The organism is Methylobacterium gregans (assembly GCF_022179245.1).
In the GTDB taxonomy this organism is placed as follows: domain Bacteria; phylum Pseudomonadota; class Alphaproteobacteria; order Rhizobiales; family Beijerinckiaceae; genus Methylobacterium; species Methylobacterium gregans.
Map to the genome: position 1 here is coordinate 1 of NZ_BPQM01000017.1, position 26,582 is coordinate 26,582.

Sequence of the window (26,582 nt, forward strand, 5' to 3'; positions counted from 1 at the left end):
CTAACGCAGGGCGCCCGCGCACGGCAACCGCCGCGGGCGCCCTGCGTTAGAGCCCGGGCAACCCGTTCCGACACGAAGCGAATTCCTGCTATGTCCCAGGCCGATCCCAAGAAGGCCGATATCAAGAAGGCCGACACCCTGAAGCCCCGCCTGCCGCGGGGCTTCGTCGACCGGCGCGAGGACGAGATCGCCGCCCAGCACCGCATGCTGGAGCGCATCCGCGAGAGCTTCGAGCTCTACGGCTTCGAGGCCCTGGAAACCCCGTTCGTCGAGTACACCGAATCCCTCGGCAAGTTCCTGCCCGATCTGGATCGGCCGAACGCGGGCGTGTTCTCGTTCCAGGACGACGACGAGTCGTGGCTCTCGCTGCGCTACGACCTCACGGCGCCGCTCGCCCGCTTCGTGGCCGAGCATTACGACAGCCTGCCCAAGCCCTACCGCAGCTTCCGCGCCGGCTACGTCTTCCGCAACGAGAAGCCGGGACCGGGCCGCTTCCGCCAGTTCATGCAGTTCGACGCCGACATCGTCGGCGCGTCCTCGGTCGCGGCGGATGCCGAGACCTGCATGCTGATGGCCGACACGCTGGAGAAGCTCGGGCTCGCCGGCCAGTTCGTCGTCAAGGTCAACAACCGCAAGGTGCTCGACGGCGTGATGGAGGCCATCGGGCTCGCGGGGGACGACAAGGCCGGCCAGCGCCTGACGGTGCTGCGCGCCATCGACAAGCTCGACCGTCTCGGGGCCGACGGCGTGCGCCAGCTGCTGGGCGCCGGCCGCAAGGACGAGAGCGGCGACTTCACCAAGGGCGCGGGCCTCGACGCGGAGCAGATCCGCCGCATCCTGGCCTACGTGGCCTTCCAGCCCTCCGCCGATGCGGGCGCCGACCGGCTCGCCTTCTGGGAGCAGTTCTTCGGCTCCTGGCAGGACGTCGTCGGCACCTCGGAGACGGGCCGGGAGGGCATCGCGGAACTCCACGCGATCATGCGGCTCTGCGAGGCGGCCGGCTACGGGCACGACCGGATCCGGGCGGACGCCAGCGTGGTGCGCGGGCTCGAGTACTATACGGGGCCCGTCTACGAGGCGGAGCTGACCTTCCCGGTGACCAACGAGGACGGCCAGGTGGTGCGCTTCGGCTCGGTCGCGGGCGGCGGGCGCTACGACGGCCTCGTCGGGCGCTTCCGGCCCGAGCCGGTCCCGGCGACCGGCTTCTCCATCGGCGTCTCGCGGCTGTTCTCGGCGCTCCAGCTCGTGGGCAGCCCGCTGCTCGGCGGAGCGAGGAAGCCCGGCCCCGTGGTCGTGCTGGTGCTCGACCGGGAGAACATCGCCGACTACCAGCGCCTCGTGGCGGCTCTGCGCGCCGAGAACATCCGGGCCGAGCTCTATCTCGGCGGGGCCGGCATGAAGGCGCAGATGAAGTACGCCGACCGCCGCCGGGCGCCGGTGGCGATCATCCAGGGCTCGAACGAGCGCGCGGCCAACGAGGTCCAGGTCAAGGACCTGATCGAGGGCGCGCGCGCCGCCGAGAACATCGCCAGCAACGCCGAGTGGAAGGCCGCGCGGCCGGCGCAGTTCTCGTGCCCGGAATCCGAGATGGTCGCCCGGGTGCGCGAGGTGCTGGCGCAGCACTTTCCGGAGGGGTGATCAAGCCCGCCGCGCAGCGCTGCCGAAGGTGATGCTGAGCCGCGCGCCGGTCGCCTCGGCGAAGCGGCGCAGGGACGTTGTGGTCGGTGCCGACCGGCCGGTCTCCCAGCGGGCGACCATGGCCTGCGACGTGCCGATCCGCTCCGCCACCTCGGCCTGGGAGAGGTGCGCGCGTTGCCGCGCCTCCGCCATGGCGAAAGCCAGCTCCATCTCGGGTGAGACCTCCGCATGGGCGGCTCTGTAGGCGGGATCCGCCTGCCAGCGCGCGCGCACGGTTTTAAACGGGATCGTCATCACGCAATACCCTTCGCGCGTTCGAGAGCGAGATCCAGCCAGCGCTTCGGCGTCCTCTGGCTCTTCTTCATGAAGGCCACGACGATCACCACGCGCTGGCCGGTGACGGTCACGTAGAGGGCACGGCCCTCATTGCCGGCCGCGCCGGGTCGCATCTCCCAGAGCTTGCCCTGCAGGTGCTTCACGAAGGGCGGATGCAAGGCCTCGAGCCCGAGACTCTCGATCCGCTCGATGATCTTGTCCAAGGCCGCCCGAACCTTCGGCGGCCAGGCATCGAGTTCCCCGAGCACCGTCTCGTCAAGGATCTCGACCTGCCAGGGCATAGGGGGTAATTTATATCAAAATCGGCATTGCACAAGCCTTCGCGATCGCCCGCATTCCCCCTCCGCGATTCGTTCGACCCGCGCACCGGCCCGAAAAGGTCGCCAAGCCCCATCGCGGTTGCTACAGAGCCGCCGGACACGGGCGAGTGGAGCCGATGACACGACCGGAAGCGGAGACGGGGGCGGATGGGGCTGCGCAGGCGCGGCTGCTCGCGCATCTGACGGCGGCCGGCTACGCGCCGGTGACCCCGCCCGTGCTGCAGCCGATCGAGCCCTTCCTCGAACTCTCCGGCGAGGACATCCGCCGGCGCATCTTCGTGACGCAGGACGTGTCCGGCGCCGAGATGTGCCTGCGGCCCGAATTCACGATCCCCGTCTGCCGCCTGCACCGCGCGCGCGGAGCGGGGGCGCAGGCCGATTACGGCTATCTCGGCCCCGTCTTCCGCCTCGCCGCGGAGGAGCCCGACGAGTTCCTTCAGGCCGGCATCGAGTCGATCGGGCGCACCGACATCCCGGCCGCCGACGCGGAGGTGCTGGGGCTGGCGCTCGAAGGGCTCGCGCTGTTCGGCCACGCGAGCCCGGTCGTCCGCCTCGGCGACATGGGCCTGACGGTGGCGCTCCTCGACGGGCTCGGGGTGCCGCCGGCCGCCAAGAGGCGCACGCTCCGGGCGCTCGCCGCCGGCCGCTCCCTCGACGGCATCACCAACGCGGCGACGCCTGAGGACCCGCATGCGGGCCTGCTCGCGGCGATCCAGGGCCAGGACCCGCGCGGCGTGCGCGCCTTCGTGGAGGACGTGCTGGCCATCGCGGGCATCTCGGCGGTGGGCGGCCGCTCGGCCGGCGAGATCGCCGAGCGCTTCCTCGCCAAGGCCTCGGCCCAGGCGAGCGGCGGGGCCGGGCTCAACGCCGAGAACCGCGCGGTGATCGAGCGCTACAGCGCGATCGCCGGCGATCCGGACGCGGCGGCCCGGAGCCTGCGCGCGCTCGTCGCGGAGGCCGGCATCCGGCACGACGCCGTCGCGGCGGCCCTGGACCTGTTCGAGGAGCGCAACGGCTTCATCGCGGCCCGCGGCCTCGCGCTCGACGCCTTCCGCTTCAGCGGCGGCTTCGCGCGCAACCTCGACTACTACACGGGCTTCATCTTCGAGGTGACGGGGGGCGCGGACCGGCCCGTCCTCGTCGGCGGCGGGCGCTACGACGGGCTGCTGACGCATCTCGGGGCGCCCGAGCCGCAGCCGGCTGTGGGCTGCACCTTCTGGGTCGATCGTGTCGTGGGAGGGGCCCGGTGAGCCTGTCCGAATCGCCTCTCGTCCTGGCCGTGCCCTCGAAGGGCCGGCTGCAGGAGAACGCCAACGCCTTCTTCGGCCGCGCCGGGCTCAAGCTCGCGCAAGGCTCGGGCGCGCGCGACTACCGGGGCAAGCTCGTCGGGGTGCCGGGCGTCGAGGTGCGCTACCTCTCGGCCTCCGAGATCGCGAGCCAGCTGGCTTCCGGTGCCGCCCATCTCGGCATCACCGGCGAGGACCTGATCCGCGAGAGCCTGCCGGACGCCCGCGGCCAGGTCGAGCTCCTGACGCCGCTCGGCTTCGGCAACGCCACGGTGGTGGTCGCCGTGCCCCAGGCCTGGATCGATGTCCGCGCCATGAGCGACCTCGACGAGGTCGCGGCCGAGATGCGCGCCCGCCACGGCCGGCGCCTGCGCATCGCCACGAAGTACGTGAACCTGACCCGGCGCTTCTTCGCCGAGAAGGGCGTCGCGGACTACCGCATCGTGGAGAGCCTGGGCGCCACCGAGGGCGCGCCCGCGGCCGGCTCGGCCGAGATCATCGTGGACATCACCACGACCGGCGCGACGCTCGCCGCCAACGCCCTGAAGATCCTCGACGACGGCATCATCCTGCGCTCCGAGGCGAACCTCGTCGCCTCGCTCAACGCCCCCTGGGGCGCGGCCCAGCGCGCCGCCTTCCGGGCCGTGATGGGCCGGATCGCCGCCGAGGAGCGCGCCCGCACCACCCGCGAGGTGCGTGCCGGCCTGCCGGAGGACGGGGCGATCGACCTCGCGACGATCGCCGGGCTGCACGAGGCCGAGCTGCCCTACGGCGCGCCGCGGGCTGCTGACGGCGAGATCGTGCTGCGCTGCCCCGAGGCCGCGGTGTTCGACCTCGCCGACGCGCTGGTGCGGGCGGGCGCCCGGGCGGTCAGCGTGCGCCGCATCGACTACGCCTTCGCGGCCGAGAACCCGCTGGCGGAGCGGCTGCTGGCGCGGCTCTGAAACCGCGTCACTGCCCCTGCTTGGCGAATTCCGCGAGCAGGCCGCGCAGGGTCTTGAGCCGGGCGTCGTAGAGGTCGCGCAGGCAGGCGACGTCGGCGGCGCAGGTGCGGCGCTCCTTCAGCCACGTCTCCTGGTCCTCCTGCATCTTGGTGCGCCCGCCCATCGGCAGAACCTCTTTCAGGATCTCGAAGCGCGTCGCCATCTCGACGTCGCGGTCGTTGAGCGCGAGCGTCTTGCAGATCGCCGTCTCGTCGGGTGTCTCCGCCTTGTCGCAGGCGAAGCTCGCGGCGTGCGCGGGGGCGGTGAGAAGCGGGTTCGCCAGCAGGGCGAGGAGCGGCAGGGTACGGAACAGCGTGGACATGCGCGACAACGGGGCGGGGGCCCGAAGGCTCCCGATCCGCGCCGGCTTGGTTAAGCGCTCGTTTCGACCCGCTGCCGCCGAGCCTGCCGGTTCAGGCACCGCCGCTTTCCCGGCGGCCTGGAGCGGCAGCGGAAGGCGATCCGGGCACGGGCGTGGGTGAGCCGGAACCGCAGGTCTCCGACGGGATCCTCCGATCACAGGATCCGGCGAGCCCGCGTGCCCTCAGGTCGCGATGAACTTCAGCCGGTGGTCGCGGTAGAGGTCGAGGATCGCGGCCGCGGTCTCCTCGATCGAGCGGCGGGTCACGTCGATGGTCGGCCAGCGGTTTCGGGTGAAGAGCCGGCGCGAGGCCGTGATCTCGTCGGCCACCGCGACGCGGTCCACGTAGGTGGTCGACTCGTCCGCCTGCAGGCTGAGGATCCGGTTCTGGCGGATCTGCACGATCCGCTCGGGGCTCGCGAACAGCCCGACGATCAGGGGGCGCTTGGCCCGCTCCAGTTCCGGCGGCAGGGGCACGCCGGGGACGAGGGGCAGGTTCGTGGTCTTCAGACCGCGGTTGGCCAGATAGATCGAGGTCGGCGTCTTCGACGTGCGGCTGACGCCGAGCAGGATGACGTCCGCCTCCTCCAGATCGTGCGGCAGGTTGCCGTCGTCGTGCGCCAGCGTGAAGTTCATCGCGTCGATGCGCTTGAAGTACTCGGCGTTCAGCATGTGCTGGGCGCCCGGCCGCGCGGCCACCGGCGCGCCCAGGTAGGATTGCAGCAGCGCGTGCACCGGCTGCAGCACCGAGAGGCAGGGCGAGCCGCTCTCGCGGCAGGCGCTCTCCAGCCGCTCGCCGAGATCGCCGCCGACCAGCGTGTAGAGCACGAGTCCCGGCGCCGCCTTGATCTCCGAGATCACCCGCTCGAGCTGCGAGCCGGAGCGCACCAGCGGGTAGACGTGCTCGATCGCCGAGACCCCCTCGTACTGGGCGGCCGCCGCGCGACCGACATTGATCAGGGTCTCGCCGGTCGAGTCGGAGACGAGGTGGAGGTGGAAGTAGCTGCGGCTCATCCGGTCGCCTCAGGGCCCGGCCGGAGCCTCGCACGAAACGCCCGGCCACCGGGAGCCCTCATCTGCGCGCCGACGCAGCGGAGGTTTCGTGCGAGGCTCTTATCCACCGGGAGCCGTCAGGGGAGTCGATGGATGTGGATAGGATGCCCCGGGGGCCGGGTCCAGCGCCGGCTCCGTCCCGGCCGTCGACTCCGCGCTCAACAGGCGCGCCGGCAAACGATCCGGATTCCGGGCGCGTGGGAGAATCCGGGACGCGGACACGCCGCTCGGGCGTCACCAGCGTCCAAGGCCTTCTGGGGCCGAGCCTATCCCGGACATTAGAGCGAACCTGTTAAAGCCCTCTTAACGCCGTGGCGGCGGGGACGGCCTGTGGACGAGGTTGCGGTCCCGCCATCCAGCCTCCAATAGAAAAAACAGAGTCCTAGATTCTCTCTTCTCTTAGATAGGGCCGGTGTGGGGACGGCGCCGTCGCGCCCCGTCCTGCGGGGCGGGCTCGGGGGTTCTATCGGAAGACGGCGCCCGTCGGGGGCCGAAAGGGTTTTCGGAAGGACGGCCCCGGTTCGGGTGCCGTGATCGGGGAGCGGAATGGCAGAGGGTCAGGGGACGAACCGCAAGCTGATGCGGGTGCTGGCGGGCGAGCCCGTCTCGCCCCCGCCCGCCTGGATGATGCGGCAGGCCGGGCGCTACCTGCCGGAGTACCGGGCGACCCGCGCGGAGGCGGGATCCTTCCTCGACCTCTGCTACAGCCCGGACTTCGCCGTCGAGGTGACGCTGCAGCCGATCCGGCGCTTCGGCTTCGACGCGGCGATCCTGTTCTCGGACATCCTCGTGGTGCCGCACGCGCTGGGTCAGGACGTGCGCTTCGTGGAAGGGGAGGGGCCGCGGCTCGACCCGATGGCCGGCCGGACCGAGTTCGACCGCCTGCGCCAGGGCGACGACCCGGCGGTGTTCGCCCATCTCGCCCCCGTCTTCGAGACGGTCGGGCGCCTGCGGGCGGAGCTGCCGGCCGAGACCACGCTGCTCGGCTTCTGCGGCGCGCCCTGGACGGTGGCGAGCTACATGATCGGCGGGCGCGGCACGCCCGACCTCGCCCCCTCTCGGGCGCTCGCCGAGGGCGACACGGCGCTCGTCGACGCGCTGATCGACCGGCTGGTCGCGGTGCAGACGGAATACCTCGTGCGCCAGCTCCGGGCCGGGGCCGACGCGGTGCAGATCTTCGAGTCCCATGCCGGCACCCTGCCGCGGGCTCTGCCGCGCCCGGATGCGGCGGGGCGCGACCCGGTGGAGCCGGTCGGCGACGTCACCGAGAGCGCGCTGCCCGCGGACGCCCCGGAGGACGCGCTGACGCGCTGGTCGTTCCGCCCGATCGCCCGGATGATCGCGGGCATCCGCGCCGAGGTGCCGGACGCGAAGATCATCGTCTTCGCGCGCGGCTCCGGTCTCGAGGGCCACGCCCGCGTCGTGCCGGAGACGGGTGCCGACGCGGTGGGCGTCGATTGGGGCGTCGATCTCGCCGCGCTGCGCGCCCGCGTGCCGAACGCCACCGTGACCCAGGGCAACCTGCATCCCGAGACGCTGATCGCGGGCGGCGACGCGCTGGACGCGGAGGTGGACGCGATCCTGCGGGCGACCGTCGGCGTGCCCCACATCTTCAATCTCGGCCACGGCATCACCCCGCAGACGCCGGTGGCGCATGTCGAGCGGATGCTGGCGCGGCTGCGGGGCTGATCGCGTGCTCTACGACTGGATCAAGGCGCTCCACATCATCGCGCTGATCGCCTGGATGGCGGCGATGCTCTACCTGCCCCGCCTCTTCGTCTACCACGCGGCCCTGCCGCCGGGCTCGGAGGCGCAGTCGGCGACCTTCAAGGTGATGGAGCGGCGCCTGCTCAAGGCGATCATGACGCCCGCCATGATCGCCACCTGGGTCTTCGGCCTGACGCTGGCCTGGATGAGCGGCTACTACGCGAGCCTGTGGCTCCAGCTGAAATTCGTGCTGGTGCTGGCGATGAGCGGCGCCCACGGCTTCCTGGCCCGCACGGTGAAGGACTTCGCCGCCGACCGGAACACGCGGGGCGACAGGTTCTACCGCGTGATCAACGAGGTGCCGACGCTCCTGATGATCGCCATCGTGATCCTGGCGGTGGTGAAGCCGGGGTTCTGAGCGAGGACAATCCCACGTCCTCTCCCTCCCCCTCTGCGGGGGAGGGGGATCGCGCGCGGTGTCCCTCCCGTATCCTGGGACACCCGTCCCCATCCCCCGTTGACCTTTGGCTAACTCCGTCCTGGCACCTTGGCGTCAGGGCCACGTTGCGTATCGGCCTCCCGGCAGCCTCGCCGCCCCCTCCCTCCTCGGGGCGGCGGGGTTCGCGGGCGTCCCGCGGGTTGCGGCGGCGCCGCGATCCGTGACACTGGGCCGATGACCCCGCTCTCGCCCTGGCTCGGCCCCAAGCCGCTCCTCCTCGCCTCCACCAGCCCGACCCGCCGCGCCCTGCTGGAAGGCGCGGGCCTGCCCGTCGAGACCGAGGCGCCGGAGGTGGACGAGCGCGCGGTCGAGGCCGCGAGCGCCGGCCTCGCGCCCGCCGACCTCGCCCGGCGCCTCGCCGAGGCCAAGGTGCTGGCGGTGGCGCGCCGCCACCCGGACCGGCTCGTGCTCGGCGCCGACCAGGTGCTGGCGCTGGGCGCGACCGTCTTCCACAAGCCCGCCGACGCCGATGCCGCCCGCGATCAGATCGCCCGGCTCGCGGGCCGCACCCACCAGCTCCACGCCGCCTACGCGCTGGCGCATGGCGGCGCGGTCGTCGCGGCCGGCGTCGAGACGGCGAGCCTCACCGTGCGCCCCCTCGATGAGCGGCAGATCGCGGCCTATGTGACGTGCGCCGGCGAGGCCCGGGTCCGCGCCAGCGTCGGCGGCTACCAGCTCGAAGGGCTCGGCATCCACCTGTTCGAGGCGGTCGCGGGCGAGCACAGCACGATCCTGGGCCTGCCGCTGCTGCCGCTGCTGGCGCATCTGCGCGCCGACGGCTGGCTGCGCTTCTGAGGAGCGGCCCGCTTGCACGATCACCCCGATCACGGCGCGCACGACCACCCGGACCACGGCACGGATCACGGGCCGGTCGCCCGCCGCCACAGCCACAGCCACGGCGGCGCCGGGCACAATCATGGCCACGGTCACGGGCATATCCACGCGCCCGCGCGCTTCGGCACCGCCTTCGCGCTCGGCATCGGGCTCAACACCGCCTTCGTGCTGATCGAGGCCGGCTACGGCTGGGCCAGCAACGCGATGTCGCTGGTGGCCGATGCCGGCCACAACCTCTCGGACGTGCTCGGCCTCCTCGTCGCCTGGGTGGCCTCGGTGCTGGTGCGCCGCGCCCCGAGCGCGCGCTTCACCTACGGCCTGCGCGGCTCCTCGATCCTCGCCGCCCTGTTCAACGGGGTGTTCCTGCTGGTGGCGGTCGGCGCCATCCTGTGGGAGGCGGCCTGGCGCCTCGTCCATCCCGAGCCCGTCGCGGGCGTGACCGTGATGGTGGTGGCGGGCATCGGCATCCTGATCAACGGCCTCACCGCCTGGCTCTTCGCCTCGGGCGCCAAGGGCGACATCAACATCCGCGGCGCCTTCCTGCACATGGCGGCCGACGCCGCGGTCTCGGCGGGCGTCGTGCTGGCGGGCCTCGCGATCTGGCTCACGGGGATGACCTGGATCGACCCGGCGGTGAGCCTCGCGATCGGCGGCCTGATCGTCTGGGCGAGCTGGGGCCTGCTCCGCGACAGCGTGACCCTGTCCCTCGATGCGGTGCCCCCCGGCATCGACCCGGAGGCGGTCGCGGACTGGCTCCGCGCCCGGCCCGGCGTGGCCGGCCTGCACGACCTCCACATCTGGCCGATGAGCACCACCGAGACGGCGCTGACCGCCCATCTGGTGATGGCGGGCGGCCATCCCGGCAACCGCTTCCTCATCGAGGCCGCCGAGACCTTGCGCGCCCGCTTCGGCATCCATCACGCCACCCTGCAGATCGAGGAGGCCGGCGGTCCGCCCTGCCGGCTGAACGAAGCCTGCCAGCCATGACCGGATCTTCCCGATGAGACGCGCCTTCGTCGTCGGCCACCCGATCGCCCACTCGCGCTCGCCGCTGATCCACGGGCACTGGCTCGCGGAGCACGGGGTTAGCGGCACCTACGAGCGCGTGGACGTGCCGCCCGAGGCCTTCGCGGGCTTCGTCCGGAACCTGGCCGCCTCGGGGTATGCGGGCGGCAACGTCACGATCCCGCACAAGGAGGCGGCGCACGCGCTCAGCCATGCGCTGACGCCGCGGGCGGAACGGATCGGGGCCGTCAACACGCTGGTGCTGCGGCCGGACGGTACGATCCTCGGCGACAACACCGACGCGCCGGGCTTCGTCGCCCATCTCGACCAGAGCCTGGGGGCCGACTGGCCGGACCGGACGGGCGGCACGGCGCTGGTGCTGGGGGCGGGCGGGGCGGCCCGCGCCATCGTCGTCGGGCTCGCCGAGCGCGGGCTCGCGCGGATCCGGGTCGCCAACCGCAGCCCGGAGCGGGCCGCGGCGGTGGCGGCCCTCGCCCCCGGGATCGCTGATGCGCTGCCCTGGGCGGAGATCCCGGCGGCGCTCGCCGGCACGGGCCTCCTCGTGAACACCACCGCGCTCGGCATGAAGGGGCAGCCGCCGCTCAGCCTCGACCTCGCGCCGCTGCCGGAGCGGGCCGCGGTCGCCGACATCGTCTACGCGCCGCTGGAGACGCCCCTGCTCGCAGCCGCCCGCGCCCGCGGCCTCGCGGCGGTGGATGGGCTCGGCATGCTGCTGCACCAGGCGGTGCCGGGCTTCGAGGCTTGGTTCGGCGTCCGGCCCGCCGTGACGCCGGCCCTGCGGGCGGCGATCGTGGCGGATCTGGCCGCCCGATGAGCGCGCCCACCCGCCCCTTCGTGCTCGGCCTCACCGGCTCGATCGGCATGGGCAAGTCCGCGACCGCGGCGATGTTCGCGGCGCGCGGCGTGCCGGTCCACGACGCGGACGCCGCCGTGCACCGCCTCTACGGGCCGGGCGGCGCGGCGGCCGCGGCGATCGGCGCGGCCTTCCCCGGCACGCTCACGCCGGACGGCTCGGTCGACCGGGGCGCCTTGCGCGACGCGGTGCTCGACCGGCCCGAGCGCCTAACCGCCTTGGAGCGCATCGTGCATCCCCTGGTCGGGCAGGTCGCGCAGGAATTCCTCGCCCGCCACGCTGGGGCGGCACTGGTGGTCCTCGACATCCCGCTCCTCTACGAGACCGGGGGCGAGCGCCGCTGCGACGCGGTGCTCGTCGTCACCGCGCCGCCGGAGGTGCAGCGCGCCCGGGTGCTGGCCCGCCCCGGCATGACGGACGCCGCCCTCGCGGCGATCCGCGCCAAGCAGATGCCGGACGCCGAGAAGCGCGCGCGGGCCGATTTCGTGATCGACACGAGCCAGGGCTTCGCCGCGGCCGAGGCGGAGGTCGACCGGCTGATCGCGGCGGTCGGATCCGGGACGCGGGTCAGGCCGTCCTAGGACCGGGACCGGGTCCGCGCGACCGGGTCAAAGGTCTCCTGCGGTCGCGGAGCATGTATTCGGCGCGTCTGTGACGTCGCGACGAACGATGAAGACAGTCGGACGCGACCAGAATTCGGACATCGATGATCGATGGCCATAGGAAGATCGCGTTCTCGTTCGGCCTCGTTGCTGCGTGAAGCCGCTGGATTTGTTCAGGATCAATCAAAATTTCTGTCCGATTGTCCGGTCGGATATCCGTGCTTGATGCGAAAATGAGTCAAGAATTACCCGATTACTGAAATCAGGCCGCGTAATTCTATCATCGGTTGTATAGTAAAGATCAACGTCATAGAAATTGTTTCCTATTTTCTGCGATTTTTAACCACCTCAAAGCACACTTACGGAGTCGCTTTCAATGACTGAGCCGAAGGAGACCGCCCGTGAAAAGCCTGATGCGCAACTGTAGACTAGTCGTAAAGTCTTCCGCTCCACTTGTGATCATGGTCGTTCTCGCTCTTGGACTCGTTTTCTACGCACACAGCGCCTTGAATGAGCTTGCAACACGGTCCGAACAGATCGTCGAAGTACAGGCGGCACGACTCGAAAACATCCTCAACGTCCGTATTTTCGTGAACGAGGCTACTGTTATCAATCGAAATATCATCATTGAAACGCGCGATCCAGAGATGGAAAGATACAAATCAAGATATGAAGTTGCAAAAAATTCGGCTTACGCAGCATTGGATAAGTTGATCTCCCTCGCAGATACGAAAGAGCGTCGAGAAGCCAACCAAAGCCTACGCAAGCTCGTGGAGGAGTACTTCGCTATCATGGACAGGTCGACGGAACTCGGATTGAGGAACGAGGGCGCGGCCGCGGCCAGGGTCGCCCTGGTCGAAGGCGCCGTGGGGCGTGCGCGGGTCCGCGATGCGGTTCAGCCTCGGCTCGAGCTTCTGACGCAGCAATTCAAGGAGGCCAAGGACGAGGCGCAGGAGCAGGCCAGCGAAGCGACCACGCTCCTGGTCACCTCCACCGCCGTCGGTCTGGCGGTCGCGCTCGGCCTCGCCGCCACGATCGTCATCGTGGGCATCACGCGTCCGCTCGGCAGCTTGGTCGGTGTCCTTCAGCGCATGGCCCAGGGCGAGATCGAGGCGGAGATCAAGGAGGCCGCACGCGGGGATGAGATCGGCGCCGTGGGCCGCGCGGTCGAGGGCATCAAGGCGATGGTTGCGAAGAAGGCCGCAGAGGAGGCCGAGCGCAGACAGATTGCCGACGCTGCCGCGGCCGCCGAGCGCAAGCGCACGATGATCGCGCTCGCGGACGGCTTCGAGCGCGCGGTCGGGGGGATTGTCAGCCTCGTGTCGTCCTCCGCCACCGAGCTGCAAGCGACGGCACAGCACCTGACCTCCTCCGCAACGGAGACCGCCAACCAGTCGACGACGGTTGCGGCGGCGGCGGAGCAGGCCTCGACCAACGTCAACACCGTCGCCTCGGCGGCCGAGGAACTGGGCGCGTCCGTGCAGGAGATCGGTCGGCAGGTGACCGGTTCGGCCGATCTCGCCCGCGCTGCGGTGAGCGAGTCGGACGAGACGGCGGCGCAGGTGCATGAGCTGAGCAAGGCCGTCACCAAGGTCGGCGACGTCGTTCAGCTGATCTCGACCATCGCGGCCCAGACCAACCTGCTGGCCTTGAACGCCACGATCGAGGCGGCGCGGGCCGGCGAGGCGGGCCGGGGCTTCGCGGTGGTGGCCGCCGAGGTGAAGGAACTCGCCAACCAGACCGCCAGGGCCACGGACGAGATCGCCAGCCAGATCGGCAACATCCAGGGCACGACGGGACAGGCCGTGAGCGCGATCGGTTCGATCACGACGCGCATCAAGCAGATCAACACCGTCGCGGCGACGATCGCGGCCGCCGTCGAGGAGCAGGGCGCGGCCACGCAGGAGATCGTGCGCAACGTTGGTCAAGCCTCGGTCGGGACGACCGAGGTCACGAGCAACATCGCGGGTGTGGCGCAGGCGTCCGAGGAGACGGGTTCGGCCGCCAACCAAGTCCTCGTCTCGGCCTCCGAGCTGTCCCGCCAGTCGGAGCATCTCTCGTCCGAGGTGCAGCGTTTCCTCGCGTCCGTCCGCGCAGCCTGAGGCGAATGGCCCGAGGCGACTATGGCCGCGATCCACGTCCTCCAAGGTGCGTCCAGACGGAGGGACGGTCTCTCCTCCTGCCGGATGGCCTCCCGGACGCCCTCAACGACGGTGTGGATCGCGGCCGAGACAGAGCCGAGATAGAGCCGACATGGCGCCGACGGGCCCGGACAGGCGACCGCTCCGTCGCGACGGCCCGGTGATCCGCGGCCCGGTGGGCGGCCGCGCTCGGGACCCTGCCACGCACTCGGTTAACCCGGCCGCGCTTATCGGTTAGGCTCGACCGGGCCAGGGTTCTGGATGATGCTGCGCGAAATCGTTCTCGATACCGAGACCACCGGAACGGACGCGAAGAACGGCGACCGCCTGATCGAGGTCGGCTGCGTCGAGCTCGTCAACCACGTCCAGACCGGGCGCACCTTCCACCGCTACGTCAACCCGCAGCGGGCAGTGCATCCGGACGCCTTCGCGGTGCACGGGCTGTCCGACGCCTTCCTGGCCGACAAGCCGCTCTTCGCCGACATCGTCGCCGACTTCGTGACCTTCTGCGGGGATGCCCCGCTGGTGATCCACAACGCGCCCTTCGACGTCGGCTTCCTCAACATGGAGTACGGCCGGCTCGGTGCCGCCGCCCCGCCCGCCATCCGGCTGGAGGACGTCGTCGACACGCTGATCCTCGCCCGCAAGAAGCATCCGGGTGCCGGCAACAGCCTCGACATGCTGTGCAACCGCTACGGCATCGACCGGAGCCGCCGCACCAAGCACGGCGCGCTCCTCGACGCGCAGATCCTGGCCGAGGTCTATATCGAGCTGCTCGGCGGCAAGCAGACCGGCCTCGCGCTCGGCCTGGCCGCGGAGGAGCAGGCGGTGGACGCGGCGGCGGGCGAGGCCGGCCCGATCGACCGCGGTCCTCGGCCGCTGCGCGCCCGCCTCAAGGCGGAGGAGCGCGTCCGGCACGACGCGTTCCGGGCAAGCCTGGGCCCGAACGCGATCTGGGGCGAGTATATCGGAGCCGACGAGCCGGCCTGAGACGCGACCCGGCGCCGCGTGATTGCTGCGCTGCGTCATTCCCTATTGCGGCGCACAACGAACATCCCATATCCATCCCACTGGATGGTGAGGAGATGGTTCGATGCTCGACCTGCCGACCGATAGGCCGATCGACCTGCGGCCCGACGCGGCCCGGCCGGAGAACCGTGCGCCGGTCCGGATCGGCGACAGCGAGAAGATCACGATCAATCTCGGCCCGATCGACCTCGGCCATGTCGACCTGCTGGTGGCCGAGGGCGTCTACGCCAACCGCAGCGACTTCATCCGCACGGCGATCCGCAACCAGATCGAGCGCCACGCCGAGGTGACGCGCCAGTCCGTGGCGCGGCGCAGCGTCGAACTCGGCCTGCGCCGGATCGACCGGGCCGACCTGGAGGCGGCTCTGGGCGAAGGCCGCCGCCTCGACATCCGCGTGCTCGGCCTCGCCAGCATCGCGCCCGACGTCACGCCCGACCTCGCCCGTGCCGCCATCGCCTCCCTGGAAGTGCTCGGCAGCCTGCAGGCCAGCCCGGCGGTCCGGGCCGCCCTCGCCGACCGGCTGCGCTGAGACCCGCGCCGCCCACCCCCCTTCCATCCAGCCGCGAGGCCAGCATGACCGATTCCGATGACCGGAGGGCCGCCCCCCTCGATGCCATGGTCGAGGCGGCGCGTCTGACGCGCCTCGGCCGCCTGGAGGAGTCGACGGCACTGATCCAGCGCACGCTGCTCGGCCTCGGTGCCGGGCCGTCCCGGAGCGCCGCGCCGGCTGGAACACCCGCTCTGCCACCCCCCGCGGGGCAGGGACGTGCCGACAGGGCCGAGCCGGCTCCATCCTCTGCTGCATCCTCTGCCGCCTCCACGCTCTCGCCGGAGCGGGTCCGTGCGGCCGTCGACAGCGTCGTGCGCGGGTTCGGGCGCGGCGTGGCCCCAGTGCTGAAGGGGCTCGAAGGCCTTGGCCTTGATAACCTGGGCCTCGACAATCTCGCTCGCGGGCCGGCCCACCCGGCGCCGCATGCCCCCGGCCATGCGCCCGAGGACACCTCCGGAGGCAGCTTCACGGACGGGCATTTCGCCTGCTCGGCGGGCGGGCGCGACTACAAGCTTTTCGTCCCGAGCCAGCCGCGCATGCCGGCGCCGCTCGTGGTCATGCTGCACGGCTGCACCCAGACGCCGGAGGATTTCGCCGCCGGCACGGGCATGAACGCGCTCGCCGAGCGGGACGGCGTGTACGTCGTCTATCCGGGCCAGTCGCGCCGCGCCAACGGGCAGCGCTGCTGGAACTGGTTCGAGCCGCGCGACCAGGGCCGCGAATCCGGTGAGGCCGCGATCATCGCCGACATGACCCGCGCGATCGTGGCCGAGCACGGGCTCGACCCGGCCCGGGTCTACATCGCGGGCCTCTCGGCGGGCGGGGCCGCGGCCGCGAACATCGCCCGCGCCTATCCGGACCTCTACGCGGCGGTCGGCGTCCATTCGGGCCTCGCGGCGGGCTGCGCCCGGGACCTCACCTCCGCCCTGATGGCGATGCGCTCGGGCGCGGCGGGCGCGGAGATCGCCGGCTCCTCCGCCGGCTCCTCGCCGACCGTGCGCGTGCCCACCATCGTGTTCCACGGCGACGAGGACGGCACGGTGAGCGCCCGCAACGCCGATCTCGTGCTGGCCCAGGCGGGGGCGGCCGGACTCGACGGCGCCCCCGAGCCCTTCGCGGGGGAAGGCCATCCCTATACCCGCACCCGCTACCGCGACCGGAGCGGACGGGTTCTTCTGGAGGATTGGCGCGTGCGCGGCGGCGGCCATGCCTGGTCCGGCGGCAGCCCGCGCGGCAGCTATACCGACCCGCGCGGCCCGGACGCCTCCCGGGCGATGCTCGACTTCTTCGCCCGGCACCGGCTGGAGGGGCGCGGCTGATCCGCAACCCTCGCCTGTGCCGCGGGCGCCACGCCCGACCCCGAATCGCGCGCCGCGACCCCGGGACGGCGTGCATGCCGGCTCGAAACCCGCCAAGCAGGTCCCGTGGTCCCGGATCGGGGCGGAAGCGTCGAGAGCGGCATGAGCGGGCAGCGGTTCGTTTCCCGGGGGTCGGCCCCGTTGCCGGTCCGGTGCCTCGCCGGCGCGGGGCTCCTGATCCTGGCAGCGGGCGCCGCCGAGGCCGCCTCCTCGGCCCAGCCGGGCCAGACCGTCGGCCTGCCGGTCGGCGCGCCGCTCGATGTCGGCCTCTACTTCATCGACACGTCGAGCTTCGGCGTGCGGGACACGAGCCCGCGCGGCTCCGAGTCCAACGTCAACCTGCCCTCCTTCCTCTGGGCGACGCCCTGGCAGGTTGCGGGCGGGCGGCTGCAATTCGTGGTGCTGCAGCCGGTCACCGCGCAGAGCACGCGCGGGGCGGCCTACCAGAGCGGGTTCGGCCAGACCCTGATCGCCGCGCAGGTGGCCTGGAAGCTGCCGAACCACTTCAATGTCAGCTACCTGCTCGGCGGCTACATGCCGAGCGACACCGCCTTCGCGATCCGCAATCCCGTACTGCACCAGCGCTTCGGCCTGACCTACAACGGCGACGGGCTGAACCTGACGGCCCACTTCCTCTACGGCACCTTCTTCGAGACGCGCTCGCCGACCGGCGCCTTCTACCCGGACTTCCTCAACCTCGACCTCACGGCGACGAAGAAGTTCGGCAAGTGGGAGGTGGGTCCCGTGGCCTTCGGCTCGACCGACCTCTCGGCGCGCGCGGATCCGACCTACCGGCGCCAGGGCCAGTTCGCGGTGGGCGGCCTCGTGGGCTACAATTTCGGGCCGGTGAACCTGCAGGCCTACGTCACCCGCGACGTGGTCGAGCGGAACTACGGCGGCCTCGAGACCCGCGGCTGGCTGCGCGTGATCGTGCCGATCCACGGTGAGACGAACGAGGCGCCGCGCCCGCTCGCCCGCAAGTTCTGAGGGGCGCGGGCGCCCTCAGAACATCCCGTTCGGGTTGGCCGACGTCTCCGGCAGAACCTGCAGCACGTCCCAGTGCTCGACGATCTTCCCGTCATCGTCCAGCCGGAAGATGTCGATGGCGGCGTAATCGTGGTCGCCCGGCCAGTGCTGCAGGCAGTGCAGAACGACGAGATCGCCCTCGGCGATCGCCCGTTTGACCTCGACCCGCTTGCCCGGCCACGCGCGGGCCATGTGCTCGAAATAAGCGACGAAGCCGTCCTTGCCGGTCGCCACGTGCGGGTTGTGCTGGATGTACTCCGCACCGACGTAGCGGGCGATGGCCTCGCTTGGCCGGCAATCGTTGAACATCAGCTCGTAGAAGGCGATCGCGTTGGCCTTGTTCCGCGCAAGGTCGCTCATGCCGATCTCTCTCGTGAGGGCCTGTCTGCCGGAGGAGCCTCTGCGAGATCCTTAGGACCGGCCGCGTCCCAGCGCGTAGAACTCCGCGTTGACGCGAAGGCTGGTGAAGTTGGCCAGACGGTTCGACATGCCGAAGAAGGCCGCGATCGCCGCGATGTCCCAGATGTCGTCGTCGCTGAATCCGTGCCCGCGCAGCACTGCGCTGTCGGGCTCCCCGACGTCCTGAGCCTCCTGCGAGACCTTCATGGCGAAGTCGAGCATTGCGCGCTGGCGCGGTGAGATGTCCGCCTTGCGGTAGTTCGCCGCCACCTGATCGGCGATCAGCGGGTCCTTGGCACGGATGCGCAGGATCGCGCCGTGGGCGATGACGCAGTACTGGCACTGGTTCGCCGCCGAGGTCGCCACCACGATCATCTCGCGCTCGGCTTGGGTGAGCCCGCCGGGCTTGTCCATCAGGGCGTCGTGGTAGGCCATGAACGCGCGGAACTCGTCCGGGCGATAGGCCAGCATCAGGAAGACGTTGGGGATGAAGCCGGATTTCTCCTGCACCTTCAGGACGCGGGCTCGGATATCCTCGGGCATCGCGTCGAGCGCGGGGACCGGGTAGCGGCTGACCGGGACGCCTGTCGCGTTGGGCATGGGGCTGTCTCCACTGGGGTCCCGCCGGTTAGGAGCATCGGGCGCGGCCGCTAGACCGGCAGGTTGTCGATGAGACGGGTGCGGCCGAGACAGGCCGCCGCCAGAACCCGGGCCGGCCCCGCGATCCGGGCGACCGGCGCGAGCGTTTCAGCGTCGCAGACGGCCAGATACTGCACCTGGAAGCCCGCCGCCTCCAACTCATCGATGCCGGCCGCGCATGGGGCCGCCGTCTCGGCGCCCCCACGCACGGCCTCGGCGATCCGGGCGAGCACCGCGTGGAGCCTGGGCGCGGCGGCACGCTCCTCCGGCGTGAGGTAGCGGTTGCGCGAGGACAGGGCGAGGCCGTCCGCCTCCCGGATCGTCGGCACGCCGCGGATCTCCACGCCCATGTCGAGATCGGCCACCACGCGCCGGATCACCTGCAACTGCTGGAAATCCTTCTCGCCGAACAGGGCGATGTCGGGCCTGACCTGATTGAGCAGCTTCGTCACCACCGTGGCGACGCCCGAGAAGTGGCCGGGCCGGTAGGCGCCGCACAGACCCTCCGTCAGCCCCGAGACCTCGATGCGGGTGGAGAAGCCCGGTGGGTACATGGTGGCGACATCGGGCGTCCAGGCAGCGTCCGCACCCGCCTCGGCAAGGCGGGCGAGATCGGCCTCCACGTCGCGCGGATAGCGCGAGAAGTCCTCGCTCGGGCCGAACTGGGTCGGATTCACGAAGATGCTGACCACGGCCCGGCCCACGCGCCGCGCCTCCGCCACCAGGGCGAGGTGGCCGACATGCAGCGCGCCCATGGTCGGCACCAGCACGACCCGCTCGCCGGCCGCGCGCCACGCCGCGACCTGCGCCCGCAGGGCGTCGAGGTCGGAGAAACGCTGCGGCGACAGGGGGGAACGCGACACGGGACGGGGCTCCGGCTCGGTGGGTGCCCGTGACTTAATCCGCCCTCCCGCGCCGCACCAGCCCGATATCCGTCAGGGGCACCCCCGTTAGGGGCAGTAGGGCAGCACCGCCCGATCGAACGGGTCGTCCCAGCCGAGCGGCGGGGTGAAGCCGTAATAGCTCGGCTTGCCCAAGCCGTAGGCCGAGCCGACATAGCTCGGATCGTTCGGGGCGTCCGTCGGCACGGGCGCGCGCCGCGGCACGCAGGCGACCGGCGCCCGCACGGGGGGCGCGCAGCGGGCCACGGCCTCCTCGCCGTCGCCGCGGGGGAAGTAGCGCGGGGCGGCGCAGCGCGGACCAGCAGCGGGCGGACCGAAACCGGGCGGTGGGGGCGGGCGGTCGAGGAGATCGGCCGCGCCGAGGGGCGCCACCCCGAGGAGCAGGATTCCGAGGGCCAGGCTCGCGCGCATCCTCACCCGAACCCTGAACCCCCACCAAGCGTGCGCCGAGCGTGGGACGGCCAGGGTAAACGCGCGGTTAACCGCTCAAGCGAGCTCCGCCGTTCGCGCGCCCAGCGCACGCAGCAGATCGTCCGGCCGGATGCGGATCTGGAGGCCGCGGCCGCCGCCGTTCACGTGGATCTCCGCATCCGTCGCCAGGGAGTCCGCGTCGATCACGGTCGGCACCGCCTTCTTCTGTCCGAGCGGGCTGATTCCACCGACATGGTAGCCGGTCAGCCGCTCGGCATCGGGCACCTTCAGCATCGCGGCCGCCTTGCCGCCGAAGGCCGCGGCCACCCGCTTCATGCTGACCTCCTTGTCGGAGGCGACGAGAAGGCAGACCGGCTTGCCGTCGACCGCGGCCATCAGGGTCTTGAGCACCCGGTCCGGGCCGACGCCGAGCGCCTCCGCGGCCTGAAGACCGATGCGCGGCGCCTCCGGATCGTAGGCGTAGGTGTGCAGACTGTAGGGGACGCCCAGCTTGTCGAGCGCCCGGGTGGCGGGGGTGGCCTTGGCCATCGAGTCAGGATCCTGCGACGCGCGCCGTGACGATCCGGCCGATCTCGGCATGGGCTGCGTCGCGCGCCTCGACCGGCCCTGCGGCCCCGGTGATGTAGACCGTGGCGACGAGCGGCGCACGTCCTGGCGGGCGCAGAAGGGCGACGGTGTTGGCGGTGCCGTTGTCGCCGCTGCCCGTGCGGTCGCCGACCGTCCAATCGGCGGGCAGACCGGCGCGCAGGCGCTTCAGGCCGGTGCGGCAGTCGCGCATCCAGCCCTCCAGCCGCGCCCGGGAGGCGGGGGCGAGACCGTCTCGCAGCAGCAGCCGGTCGAGGGTCGCGGCCATCGCGGCGGGCGTGGTGGTGTCGCGCGGGTCCCCCGGGATCGCGGTGTTCAGGTCCGGCTCCCGCCGATCGAGGCGGGTGGTGGCGTCGCCCTGTTCCCGCAGGAAGGCGGTGAGCGCGTCCGGGCCGCCGAGCGCGTCGAGGAGCAGGTTCGCGGCCGTGTTGTCGCTCCAGACGAGAGCGGCGGCGCAGGCCTCCTCCAGACTCATCAGGGTCCGGCCGCCGGCGGCCTCGACCTTTGCGCGGGCAACGGGCGCGTAGCTCTGCAGGTCGTCCGCGCCGAGCGGCAGCGCGCGCTCCAGGCGCTCCGCGCCCCGCTCCACCCGCGCCAGAATCGCGGCGGCGGCGAGCACCTTGAAGGTGCTGCAGAGCGGAAAGCGCTCCTGCGCGCGCAGCGACAGCAGGGTCTCGCCCGTTCCCGTGTCGCGCAGGGCGACGCCGACGCGCCCCCCGACCTGCGCGGCCAGCGCCGCGAGGCGCGTCGCCGGATCCTCCGCGCCCGCCGCCCGGAGCGGGCCGGAGGCCGCGAGGGCGAGGCCGGCACCGAGCCAGCCGGCCACGCCGCGGCGCGTGGGCGCCGAGCCTGCATGGGTCATGGTTCGTCCTCCCGATCCGCGCCGGCGCATCATTCTGCCCCGGGCCCGCAGCGCGACGGTGCCCCGCGCACGCCGCGCCGCCCGAGTGTGATAGAGCCCGCCCCGGATCTCGGGAACAGCGGCGCATGGACGACCAGAGCACCATCTTCGCGCCGGCGAGCGGCTTCGGGCGGGCGGCGGTCGCGGTGATCCGGATGAGCGGCCCGGCCTGCGCGGCCGCGCTGACGGCGCTCGGGCAGACGCTGCCGCCGCCGCGCCGCCTCGCCTTGCGCACCCTGCGCGACCCGGAAAACGGCGCCGTGCTCGACAAGGCGCTGGTCTGCTGGATGCCGGGTCCGGGCACCTTCAGCGGCGAGGACATGGCCGAGCTGCACCTGCACGGCGGCGCGGCGGTGCGCGCCGCGGTGATCCGGGCACTCACCGATTTCCCCGGTTGCCGCCCGGCCGAGGCCGGCGCCTTCACCCGGCGCGCCGTCCTCAACGGCCGCCTGGATCTCACGGAGGCCGAGGGGATCGCCGACCTGATCGAGGCCGAGACCGCCGTCCAGGCCCGGCAGGCCCTGCGCCAGCTCGACGGCGCGCTCGGGCGGCAGGTGGAGGCATGGCGGGAGGAGGTCCTCGCCTGCCTCGCGGGGGCCGAGGCCGCCCTCGACTTCTCCGACGAGGGCGACGTGGACGACGCGGGCCTCGACCGCGCCCTGATCGGGCGCGCCGCGGCCGTGCGCGATGCCGTTGTGGCCGCGCTCGCCGACGGGCGCCGGGGCGAGCGCCTGCGCGAGGGCTACACCGTGGTTCTGGCCGGTGCCCCGAACGCCGGCAAATCGACCCTGCTCAACGCGCTGAGCCGGCGCGACGCGGCGATCGTCTCCGATCGTCCGGGCACCACCCGCGACGTGATCGAGGTGCGGCTCGATCTCGGCGGCCTCCCCGTGCTGCTCGTCGATACGGCCGGCCTGCGCGAGACCGCGGACGAGCTGGAGGCGGAGGGCATCGCGCGCACCCGGCGCCGGATCGCCCAGGCCGACCTCGTGCTGCTGCTCGACGCCGCGGGCGAGGCGGCGGCGCTGCCGGAGGCGGTCGACCTCCTGCGGGTGCGGACCAAAGCGGATCTCGGCGGGGCGCCGGGGCAGGCCGGAGCCCTGGCGATCTCGGCGCTCACGGGCGCGGGCATGGACGCCCTGCTGGAGGCGATCCGTGGCCGCGCCGAAGCGGCGATCGGCGGGGGCGAGGGGATCGTCACCCGCGAGCGGCACCGGGAGGCTCTCACCCGCTGTGCCGGCCATCTCGACCGCGTCGCAGGGGCCGGCGCGGAGGCCCTGCCGGAACTGGTGGCCGAGGATCTCCGCCTCGCCGCGCGCGCGCTGGGCGAAGTGAGCGGCCGGGTCAGCGTGGAGGCCGTGCTGGACCGCCTGTTCTCCAGCTTCTGCATCGGGAAGTGAGTTCGCAGGACAGGCCCATATGGTGAAGGGTCCGTTTCACGTGAAACGGCAGCGCTTCCCGCAGAGCGCGACGGTCAGTACGGCGCCATCAGCTTCAGCACGAGCAGGGCGACGAGGCTGAGCACCGCGATCGGAATCTGCAGCGGGCGCAGCCGCGCGAAGAACAGGGGTGCCTCGCCCCGGCGCGCGGCGATCGGGTCCAGGATCGCGATGGCGACGAATCCCGCGATGAGCAGGTCGAGGGCAATCACCCGGTTGCCGAGGATCACCACGGTCAGCAGCGCCCCGAGCCCGAGGCAGAACAGGCCGAGCATCGTGGCGATCTGCATGAAGGTCGGGCCGCCCTCGGTCCGGAAGCTGACCCCGCGGCGGACGCCCGAGAGGAACAGCAGGATCGCCGCGCCGTACAGGATGGTGGCGAGCAGGATCAGCTCGTCCCACTGTCCCCGCTGCCACCACGCGGCGGCGGCGCCGGCCACGAAGGGCAGCATCGGGCCGTAGCCGAAGACGACGCTGAGCCAGGGCGTCTCGCGCGGCTCCTCGGTGACCAGCGTGCGGCCGGTGGCGTTCTCGAGCATCAGGGCCTCAGGACTCGGGCTGGGCGCTCTCCGCCGAGGTGGATGCCGGTTCGGCACCGGAGAGCGCGGCAAGACAAGGACCCGGAGCCGCCCCCGATCACGACCCGATCGAAGGCGGTGCCGGGCGGACACCTGGGGCGCAACAGGCCCGGCCCCCGGGGGTTCCGCGTCTCGACCTTTCGTGAGGTCGGGTCAAGGCGGCTCAGGCCGGCTGAGGGGCGGTCCGGGCCTGCCGCCGCCGGGCGCGCCGACCGGGCTCGGGCGTCGCGTCGAGCCAGACGACCAGAGCGAGCGCCACCAGGGCGGGTGCGCCCAGCGCCAGGAACGCGCCGGTCCAGCCGAGGAGCTGCTGGGCGAGCCCGCCGTACCAGGCCGAGAGCGCGCCGCCGATGCCCTGCACCGCGTTGAGCGAGCCCAGCGCCGTCTGGGTCCGGCCGGAGCCCCAGGTCAGGTCGGCGACCACGATCGGCACCGCCACCCCGACGATGCCGGAGCCGACGCCGTCGAGGATCTCGGGGAGGATCAGCCAGTAGGGGTCGTCGATGAAGGCCGAGAGGGCGGCGCGCACCGGCAGCACCGCGATGGCGAGCATCAGGAGCTTGCGGCGCCCGCTGCGGTCGGCCAGCGAGCCGGCGAAGAGCGCCACCGGCACCATCACGAGCTGCGCCACCATCACGTAGCGCGCGGTCCAGCTGGTGGCGTCGGCGGCGGTCGCCACCAGCTTCTGGCCGAGCAGCGAGAGCATGCCGCCGTTGCCGAGGTTGAACAGGGTCAGCGCCACGGCCAGCACCAAGAGCTTGCGGTTGCCGACGACGCTCTTCAGGCCGGCCCGCTGCGGCTGGTCCTCCGCATCCTCCTTCCAGCCGACCGCCCGGCGCTCGTTGTAGCAGTGGCCGGGCGTCGTTGCGGTGGCGACGATCGCCAGCACCGCCATCGCGCCGAGCACCCAGAAGGCCACTGCCGGCCCGAACCAGCCGGTGCCGAGGCTGATCAGCCCGGCCGCCAGCAGGATCCCCACATGGTTGAAGGCCTGGTTTCGCCCCTGCTGCTTCGGGAAGCGCTCCTTGCCGACGATGCCGAGCGTCAGCGCGGTCACGGCCGGCAGCAGGAGGGTGCCGCCCGCCGCCGCCAGCATCTGCGCCGCGAACACGCCCGGTACGCTGCGGGCCGGCAGCAGCAGAAGGGTCCCGCCGAGGATCGCCGCGCAGGCGAGACCGATGAGGAGGCGCGGCCGCCCGAGCCGGTCGACCAGGGCGCCGAAGGGTCCGCTCAGCAGCAGCGCGCCGACGCCGACGAGCGTGGTGACGAAGCCGACGCGGGCCGGGCTCCACTGCGCCGACTCCGCGAGCCAAGTTCCGAGGAACGGCCCGAGCCCGCCCTGAATGTCGCCGGTGAAGACGTTGATCAGGGCGAGGTGATGGGTGGCGAGCATGCGATCCTGGGGTTCCGATGTCAGGGGCCGGACCTGTGCCGCCTTACCGGACGGTCAAGCCCAGCTGCGACTAAGTGCAGCCAAGTGCGGTCAGGAGGTGCCGCGCGAAGCGTGGCGTTGCCGGAAGTAACACTGGAGGAGCCGAAATGGACCCATGAAGGATAGGCATGAAAAAACCCCGGTCGCTGGTGCGGCCGGGGTCGAGGATTCGGATCGCTTTCGTGCTCTCTCCTGCGGGAGAGAGGCCGTGCGTCAGGAGGCGAGCGGGCCGCCGGCCTGCTGCTGCGCCTCGAAGGCGCGCTGGCGGTAGAGACCGACGAAATCGATCGGGTCGATGTAGAGGGGCGGGAAGCCGCCGTTGCGCACCGCCTCGGCGACGATCTGGCGCGCGAAGGGGAAGAGCAGGCGCGGGCACTCGATCATCACGGCCGGATGGAGCTGATCCTGCGGGATGTTGAGCATCCGGAAGATGCCGGCGTACTTCAGGTCGAAGGCGAACAGGACCTCGTTGTTGACCTTGGCGTCGCCCTCGAGCGCCAGCACGACCTCGAAGTCGGTCTCCGAGAGCTGCTGCGCGTTGACGTTGACCTGGATGTTGATCTGCGGGCCCTGGCCCTCCTGGGGCTGGAGCGAGCGCGGCGCGTTGGGGTTCTCGAACGAGAGGTCCTTGGCGTACTGCGCCAGCGCGTTGATCGTGGGCGGAGCCTCGCCCTGCGGCGCGCCGCCGTTGCCGTTCGGAGCCGGAGAGTCGGCCATGGCGGTTATCCTCCTCAAAGTGTCGCGCCGGCGCCGGGGCCGGACACCGTCGTGCGAAGCGCGCCGGGTATTCGGGGCCGCGGCCCCGCGATTCAGGCGGGCAGGCCGCTAACATGCCCGTCTCAGCGGAACAAGCGAGCGGGGCCGGCGGATGGTGGGCCGGTGCCGGGCCGATGTCATCCCTTCACCGGCGCTTCATCGGCCTGCCGCGCGCCTCCCTGCGTGCCGCGACGCACCGAAGCGGGCCGGGGCGGCTGGAACCGACCGGCCTCGCGTCCCATATGGCGGGGATCGTCCGGGCGACTCGTCCGGCGAATCCGGCTCGCACCTCGCGCAGCGGTCGGGTAAGAGCAGTGTCGTGCGACGTCTGCCCGGTCCACCGGTCCGGTGCGGCGTTCCGCGGGGGACTCTCACGGGGCGCCGCGGGATAGGTTCTCAAGGATCCCCGCGCGGAATTCTCTGGACGCCGGCACACCGCAGCCGGCACTCGGATCGGTGATGCAGGATACCTTCGACCTCACGACCATCATCTTCCTGGCGCTCGCGGTCTTCGTGATCTGGCGCCTGCGCTCGGTGCTCGGCCAGAAGACGGGGGCCGAGCGCTCGCCGTTCAAGCCGGTCGAACGGGGCCGGGCGGAGCCGCAGGCCCGGAGCGAGGGCGACAACGTGGTGCGTCTGCCGGGGGCCGACCGGGCGGCGCCCGAGCGCGCGCAGGCCGCACCCGCCCGCGACTGGCGCGGCATCGCCGAGCCGGGCTCCGCGGTCGCCCGCGGCCTGGAGGCGGCGGTGCAGGCCGAGCCGAACTTCGACCCGCGCGAGTTCCTGGAAGGCGCCAAGAGCGCCTACGAGGCGATCATGATCGCCTTCGCCAAGGGCGACCGGAAGACCCTGCGCAGCCTGCTCTCCAAGGAGGTCGGCGAGGCCTTCGAGGGCGCGATCGCCGAGCGCGAGCGCAA

At 71.9% G+C, this 26,582-nt stretch carries 29 protein-coding genes; 16 read left to right on the plus strand and 13 right to left on the minus strand.

The features are described from left to right. Positions 1-90: 90 nt before the first annotated feature. Positions 91-1,638 (plus strand): histidine--tRNA ligase, encoded by a 1,548-nt coding sequence (gene hisS, locus MFF54_RS03815; protein WP_238301308.1) that lies wholly within the window; start codon positions 91-93, stop codon positions 1,636-1,638. Here the strand turns inward: hisS and MFF54_RS03820 are convergent, their stop codons facing one another. Both MFF54_RS03820 and MFF54_RS03825 read right to left on the minus strand, forming a co-directional pair. Continuing rightward, complete coding sequence (locus tag MFF54_RS03820; RefSeq protein ID WP_238301309.1) at positions 1,639-1,932, minus strand: helix-turn-helix domain-containing protein; 294 nt, start codon at positions 1,930-1,932, stop codon at positions 1,639-1,641. It abuts the gene before it with no gap. After that, the gene (locus tag MFF54_RS03825) at positions 1,932-2,255 is read right to left on the minus strand and encodes a type II toxin-antitoxin system RelE/ParE family toxin (RefSeq protein WP_238301310.1); all 324 of its coding nucleotides are present in this window, start codon (positions 2,253-2,255) and stop codon (positions 1,932-1,934) included. The genes MFF54_RS03820 and MFF54_RS03825 overlap by 1 nt, the downstream gene beginning before the upstream one ends. 155 nt (positions 2,256-2,410) lie before the next feature. Between MFF54_RS03825 and MFF54_RS03830 the strand changes: the two genes are divergently transcribed. Beyond that, positions 2,411-3,544: an ATP phosphoribosyltransferase regulatory subunit gene (locus MFF54_RS03830; RefSeq protein ID WP_238301311.1), complete on the plus strand. Its 1,134-nt coding sequence runs from the start codon at positions 2,411-2,413 to the stop codon at positions 3,542-3,544. Positions 3,545-3,546: 2 nt separating this feature from the next. Further along, entirely contained in the window at positions 3,547-4,524 is a 978-nt protein-coding gene (gene hisG, locus MFF54_RS03835) for an ATP phosphoribosyltransferase (protein WP_238301333.1), read from the plus strand. Positions 4,525-4,531: 7 nt separating this feature from the next. On the opposite strand, the gene MFF54_RS03840 is transcribed toward hisG, so the two are convergent. Further along, positions 4,532-4,885 (minus strand): lysozyme inhibitor LprI family protein, encoded by a 354-nt coding sequence (locus MFF54_RS03840; protein WP_238301312.1) that lies wholly within the window; start codon positions 4,883-4,885, stop codon positions 4,532-4,534. A gap of 222 nt (positions 4,886-5,107) precedes the next feature. Beyond that, positions 5,108-5,938 (minus strand): pyruvate, water dikinase regulatory protein, encoded by an 831-nt coding sequence (locus MFF54_RS03845; RefSeq protein ID WP_238301313.1) that lies wholly within the window; start codon positions 5,936-5,938, stop codon positions 5,108-5,110. A 585-nt stretch (positions 5,939-6,523) separates the two neighbouring features. Between MFF54_RS03845 and MFF54_RS03850 the strand changes: the two genes are divergently transcribed. The 11 genes from MFF54_RS03850 to MFF54_RS03900 all read left to right on the plus strand — a co-directional run bounded on the left by MFF54_RS03850 (position 6,524) and on the right by MFF54_RS03900 (position 17,563). After that, the gene (locus MFF54_RS03850; RefSeq protein WP_238301314.1) at positions 6,524-7,666 is read left to right on the plus strand and encodes a uroporphyrinogen decarboxylase; all 1,143 of its coding nucleotides are present in this window, start codon (positions 6,524-6,526) and stop codon (positions 7,664-7,666) included. A gap of 4 nt (positions 7,667-7,670) precedes the next feature. Beyond that, complete coding sequence (gene hemJ / locus MFF54_RS03855; protein WP_238301315.1) at positions 7,671-8,102, plus strand: protoporphyrinogen oxidase HemJ; 432 nt, start codon at positions 7,671-7,673, stop codon at positions 8,100-8,102. A 255-nt stretch (positions 8,103-8,357) separates the two neighbouring features. After that, a complete protein-coding gene (locus tag MFF54_RS03860; protein ID WP_238301316.1) occupies positions 8,358-8,978 on the plus strand; it encodes a Maf family protein in 621 nt (206 codons plus the stop codon). Positions 8,979-8,990: 12 nt separating this feature from the next. Beyond that, positions 8,991-10,004: a cation diffusion facilitator family transporter gene (locus MFF54_RS03865; protein WP_370880162.1), complete on the plus strand. Its 1,014-nt coding sequence runs from the start codon at positions 8,991-8,993 to the stop codon at positions 10,002-10,004. Positions 10,005-10,017: 13 nt separating this feature from the next. Next, complete coding sequence (locus MFF54_RS03870) at positions 10,018-10,857, plus strand: shikimate dehydrogenase (RefSeq protein ID WP_238301317.1); 840 nt, start codon at positions 10,018-10,020, stop codon at positions 10,855-10,857. Beyond that, complete coding sequence (coaE, locus tag MFF54_RS03875) at positions 10,854-11,477, plus strand: dephospho-CoA kinase (RefSeq protein WP_238301318.1); 624 nt, start codon at positions 10,854-10,856, stop codon at positions 11,475-11,477. Before MFF54_RS03870 ends, coaE begins: the two co-directional genes overlap by 4 nt. Before the next feature lie 434 nt (positions 11,478-11,911). Next, a complete protein-coding gene (locus MFF54_RS03880) occupies positions 11,912-13,600 on the plus strand; it encodes a methyl-accepting chemotaxis protein (RefSeq protein ID WP_238301335.1) in 1,689 nt (562 codons plus the stop codon). A 303-nt stretch (positions 13,601-13,903) separates the two neighbouring features. After that, complete coding sequence (gene dnaQ, locus MFF54_RS03885; protein WP_238301336.1) at positions 13,904-14,629, plus strand: DNA polymerase III subunit epsilon; 726 nt, start codon at positions 13,904-13,906, stop codon at positions 14,627-14,629. A gap of 103 nt (positions 14,630-14,732) precedes the next feature. Further along, positions 14,733-15,197 (plus strand): ribbon-helix-helix domain-containing protein, encoded by a 465-nt coding sequence (locus MFF54_RS03890; RefSeq protein WP_238301319.1) that lies wholly within the window; start codon positions 14,733-14,735, stop codon positions 15,195-15,197. Between the two features lie 44 nt (positions 15,198-15,241). Beyond that, the gene (locus tag MFF54_RS03895) at positions 15,242-16,537 is read left to right on the plus strand and encodes an extracellular catalytic domain type 1 short-chain-length polyhydroxyalkanoate depolymerase (protein WP_238301320.1); all 1,296 of its coding nucleotides are present in this window, start codon (positions 15,242-15,244) and stop codon (positions 16,535-16,537) included. A 141-nt stretch (positions 16,538-16,678) separates the two neighbouring features. After that, positions 16,679-17,563 (plus strand): transporter, encoded by an 885-nt coding sequence (locus tag MFF54_RS03900; protein WP_238301321.1) that lies wholly within the window; start codon positions 16,679-16,681, stop codon positions 17,561-17,563. Positions 17,564-17,578: 15 nt separating this feature from the next. Here MFF54_RS03900 and MFF54_RS03905 read toward each other — a convergent pair whose 3' ends face one another. From MFF54_RS03905 to bla, 6 genes are all read right to left on the minus strand, one after another. After that, the gene (locus tag MFF54_RS03905) at positions 17,579-17,962 is read right to left on the minus strand and encodes a nuclear transport factor 2 family protein (RefSeq protein WP_238301322.1); all 384 of its coding nucleotides are present in this window, start codon (positions 17,960-17,962) and stop codon (positions 17,579-17,581) included. Positions 17,963-18,013: 51 nt separating this feature from the next. Beyond that, a complete protein-coding gene (locus MFF54_RS03910) occupies positions 18,014-18,601 on the minus strand; it encodes a peroxidase-related enzyme (protein WP_238301323.1) in 588 nt (195 codons plus the stop codon). Positions 18,602-18,651: 50 nt separating this feature from the next. After that, positions 18,652-19,503: a pantoate--beta-alanine ligase gene (gene panC, locus MFF54_RS03915; RefSeq protein ID WP_238301324.1), complete on the minus strand. Its 852-nt coding sequence runs from the start codon at positions 19,501-19,503 to the stop codon at positions 18,652-18,654. An 87-nt stretch (positions 19,504-19,590) separates the two neighbouring features. Beyond that, positions 19,591-19,953, minus strand: coding sequence for a hypothetical protein (locus MFF54_RS03920; RefSeq protein WP_238301325.1), 363 nt, complete (start codon positions 19,951-19,953; stop codon positions 19,591-19,593). 75 nt (positions 19,954-20,028) lie between these two features. After that, complete coding sequence (ybaK, locus tag MFF54_RS03925; protein WP_238301326.1) at positions 20,029-20,502, minus strand: Cys-tRNA(Pro) deacylase; 474 nt, start codon at positions 20,500-20,502, stop codon at positions 20,029-20,031. Between the two features lie 4 nt (positions 20,503-20,506). Then, entirely contained in the window at positions 20,507-21,421 is a 915-nt protein-coding gene (bla, locus tag MFF54_RS03930; RefSeq protein ID WP_238301327.1) for a class A beta-lactamase, read from the minus strand. Between the two features lie 125 nt (positions 21,422-21,546). On the opposite strand from bla, the gene mnmE reads away from it, so the two are divergent. Continuing rightward, positions 21,547-22,860, plus strand: coding sequence for a tRNA uridine-5-carboxymethylaminomethyl(34) synthesis GTPase MnmE (gene mnmE, locus MFF54_RS03935; protein ID WP_238301328.1), 1,314 nt, complete (start codon positions 21,547-21,549; stop codon positions 22,858-22,860). A gap of 74 nt (positions 22,861-22,934) precedes the next feature. Here the strand turns inward: mnmE and MFF54_RS03940 are convergent, their stop codons facing one another. The 3 genes from MFF54_RS03940 to secB form a co-directional block, all read right to left on the minus strand. Further along, on the minus strand, positions 22,935-23,438 hold the full coding sequence (locus tag MFF54_RS03940) for a DUF3429 domain-containing protein (RefSeq protein WP_238301329.1): 504 nt from the start codon (positions 23,436-23,438) through the stop codon (positions 22,935-22,937). A gap of 202 nt (positions 23,439-23,640) precedes the next feature. Continuing rightward, the gene (locus tag MFF54_RS03945; protein WP_238301330.1) at positions 23,641-24,870 is read right to left on the minus strand and encodes an MFS transporter; all 1,230 of its coding nucleotides are present in this window, start codon (positions 24,868-24,870) and stop codon (positions 23,641-23,643) included. Between the two features lie 252 nt (positions 24,871-25,122). After that, positions 25,123-25,626, minus strand: coding sequence for a protein-export chaperone SecB (gene secB, locus MFF54_RS03950; protein ID WP_238301331.1), 504 nt, complete (start codon positions 25,624-25,626; stop codon positions 25,123-25,125). Positions 25,627-26,124: 498 nt separating this feature from the next. On the opposite strand from secB, the gene MFF54_RS03955 reads away from it, so the two are divergent. Continuing rightward, positions 26,125-26,582 (plus strand): Tim44/TimA family putative adaptor protein (locus tag MFF54_RS03955; protein WP_238301332.1); only part of this gene is annotated, 458 nt, incomplete at its 3' end.

Coding starts and splice junctions, on each gene's coding strand:
- MFF54_RS03860 (WP_238301316.1), top strand. CDS start 8,358: ATGACCCCGCTCTCGCCCTGGCTCGGCCCCAAGCCGCTCCTCCTCGCC.
- ybaK (WP_238301326.1), bottom strand. CDS start 20,502: ATGGCCAAGGCCACCCCCGCCACCCGGGCGCTCGACAAGCTGGGCGTC.
- MFF54_RS03910 (WP_238301323.1), bottom strand. CDS start 18,601: ATGCCCAACGCGACAGGCGTCCCGGTCAGCCGCTACCCGGTCCCCGCG.
- MFF54_RS03890 (WP_238301319.1), top strand. CDS start 14,733: ATGCTCGACCTGCCGACCGATAGGCCGATCGACCTGCGGCCCGACGCG.
- mnmE (WP_238301328.1), top strand. CDS start 21,547: ATGGACGACCAGAGCACCATCTTCGCGCCGGCGAGCGGCTTCGGGCGG.
- MFF54_RS03895 (WP_238301320.1), top strand. CDS start 15,242: ATGACCGATTCCGATGACCGGAGGGCCGCCCCCCTCGATGCCATGGTC.
- MFF54_RS03940 (WP_238301329.1), bottom strand. CDS start 23,438: ATGCTCGAGAACGCCACCGGCCGCACGCTGGTCACCGAGGAGCCGCGC.
- MFF54_RS03905 (WP_238301322.1), bottom strand. CDS start 17,962: ATGAGCGACCTTGCGCGGAACAAGGCCAACGCGATCGCCTTCTACGAG.
- coaE (WP_238301318.1), top strand. CDS start 10,854: ATGAGCGCGCCCACCCGCCCCTTCGTGCTCGGCCTCACCGGCTCGATC.
- MFF54_RS03850 (WP_238301314.1), top strand. CDS start 6,524: ATGGCAGAGGGTCAGGGGACGAACCGCAAGCTGATGCGGGTGCTGGCG.
- secB (WP_238301331.1), bottom strand. CDS start 25,626: ATGGCCGACTCTCCGGCTCCGAACGGCAACGGCGGCGCGCCGCAGGGC.
- MFF54_RS03825 (WP_238301310.1), bottom strand. CDS start 2,255: ATGCCCTGGCAGGTCGAGATCCTTGACGAGACGGTGCTCGGGGAACTC.
- MFF54_RS03870 (WP_238301317.1), top strand. CDS start 10,018: ATGAGACGCGCCTTCGTCGTCGGCCACCCGATCGCCCACTCGCGCTCG.
- MFF54_RS03920 (WP_238301325.1), bottom strand. CDS start 19,953: ATGCGCGCGAGCCTGGCCCTCGGAATCCTGCTCCTCGGGGTGGCGCCC.
- MFF54_RS03900 (WP_238301321.1), top strand. CDS start 16,679: ATGAGCGGGCAGCGGTTCGTTTCCCGGGGGTCGGCCCCGTTGCCGGTC.
- MFF54_RS03845 (WP_238301313.1), bottom strand. CDS start 5,938: ATGAGCCGCAGCTACTTCCACCTCCACCTCGTCTCCGACTCGACCGGC.
- MFF54_RS03830 (WP_238301311.1), top strand. CDS start 2,411: ATGACACGACCGGAAGCGGAGACGGGGGCGGATGGGGCTGCGCAGGCG.
- hisS (WP_238301308.1), top strand. CDS start 91: ATGTCCCAGGCCGATCCCAAGAAGGCCGATATCAAGAAGGCCGACACC.
- dnaQ (WP_238301336.1), top strand. CDS start 13,904: ATGCTGCGCGAAATCGTTCTCGATACCGAGACCACCGGAACGGACGCG.
- MFF54_RS03880 (WP_238301335.1), top strand. CDS start 11,912: ATGCGCAACTGTAGACTAGTCGTAAAGTCTTCCGCTCCACTTGTGATC.
- MFF54_RS03840 (WP_238301312.1), bottom strand. CDS start 4,885: ATGTCCACGCTGTTCCGTACCCTGCCGCTCCTCGCCCTGCTGGCGAAC.
- MFF54_RS03945 (WP_238301330.1), bottom strand. CDS start 24,870: ATGCTCGCCACCCATCACCTCGCCCTGATCAACGTCTTCACCGGCGAC.
- bla (WP_238301327.1), bottom strand. CDS start 21,421: ATGACCCATGCAGGCTCGGCGCCCACGCGCCGCGGCGTGGCCGGCTGG.
- MFF54_RS03820 (WP_238301309.1), bottom strand. CDS start 1,932: ATGACGATCCCGTTTAAAACCGTGCGCGCGCGCTGGCAGGCGGATCCC.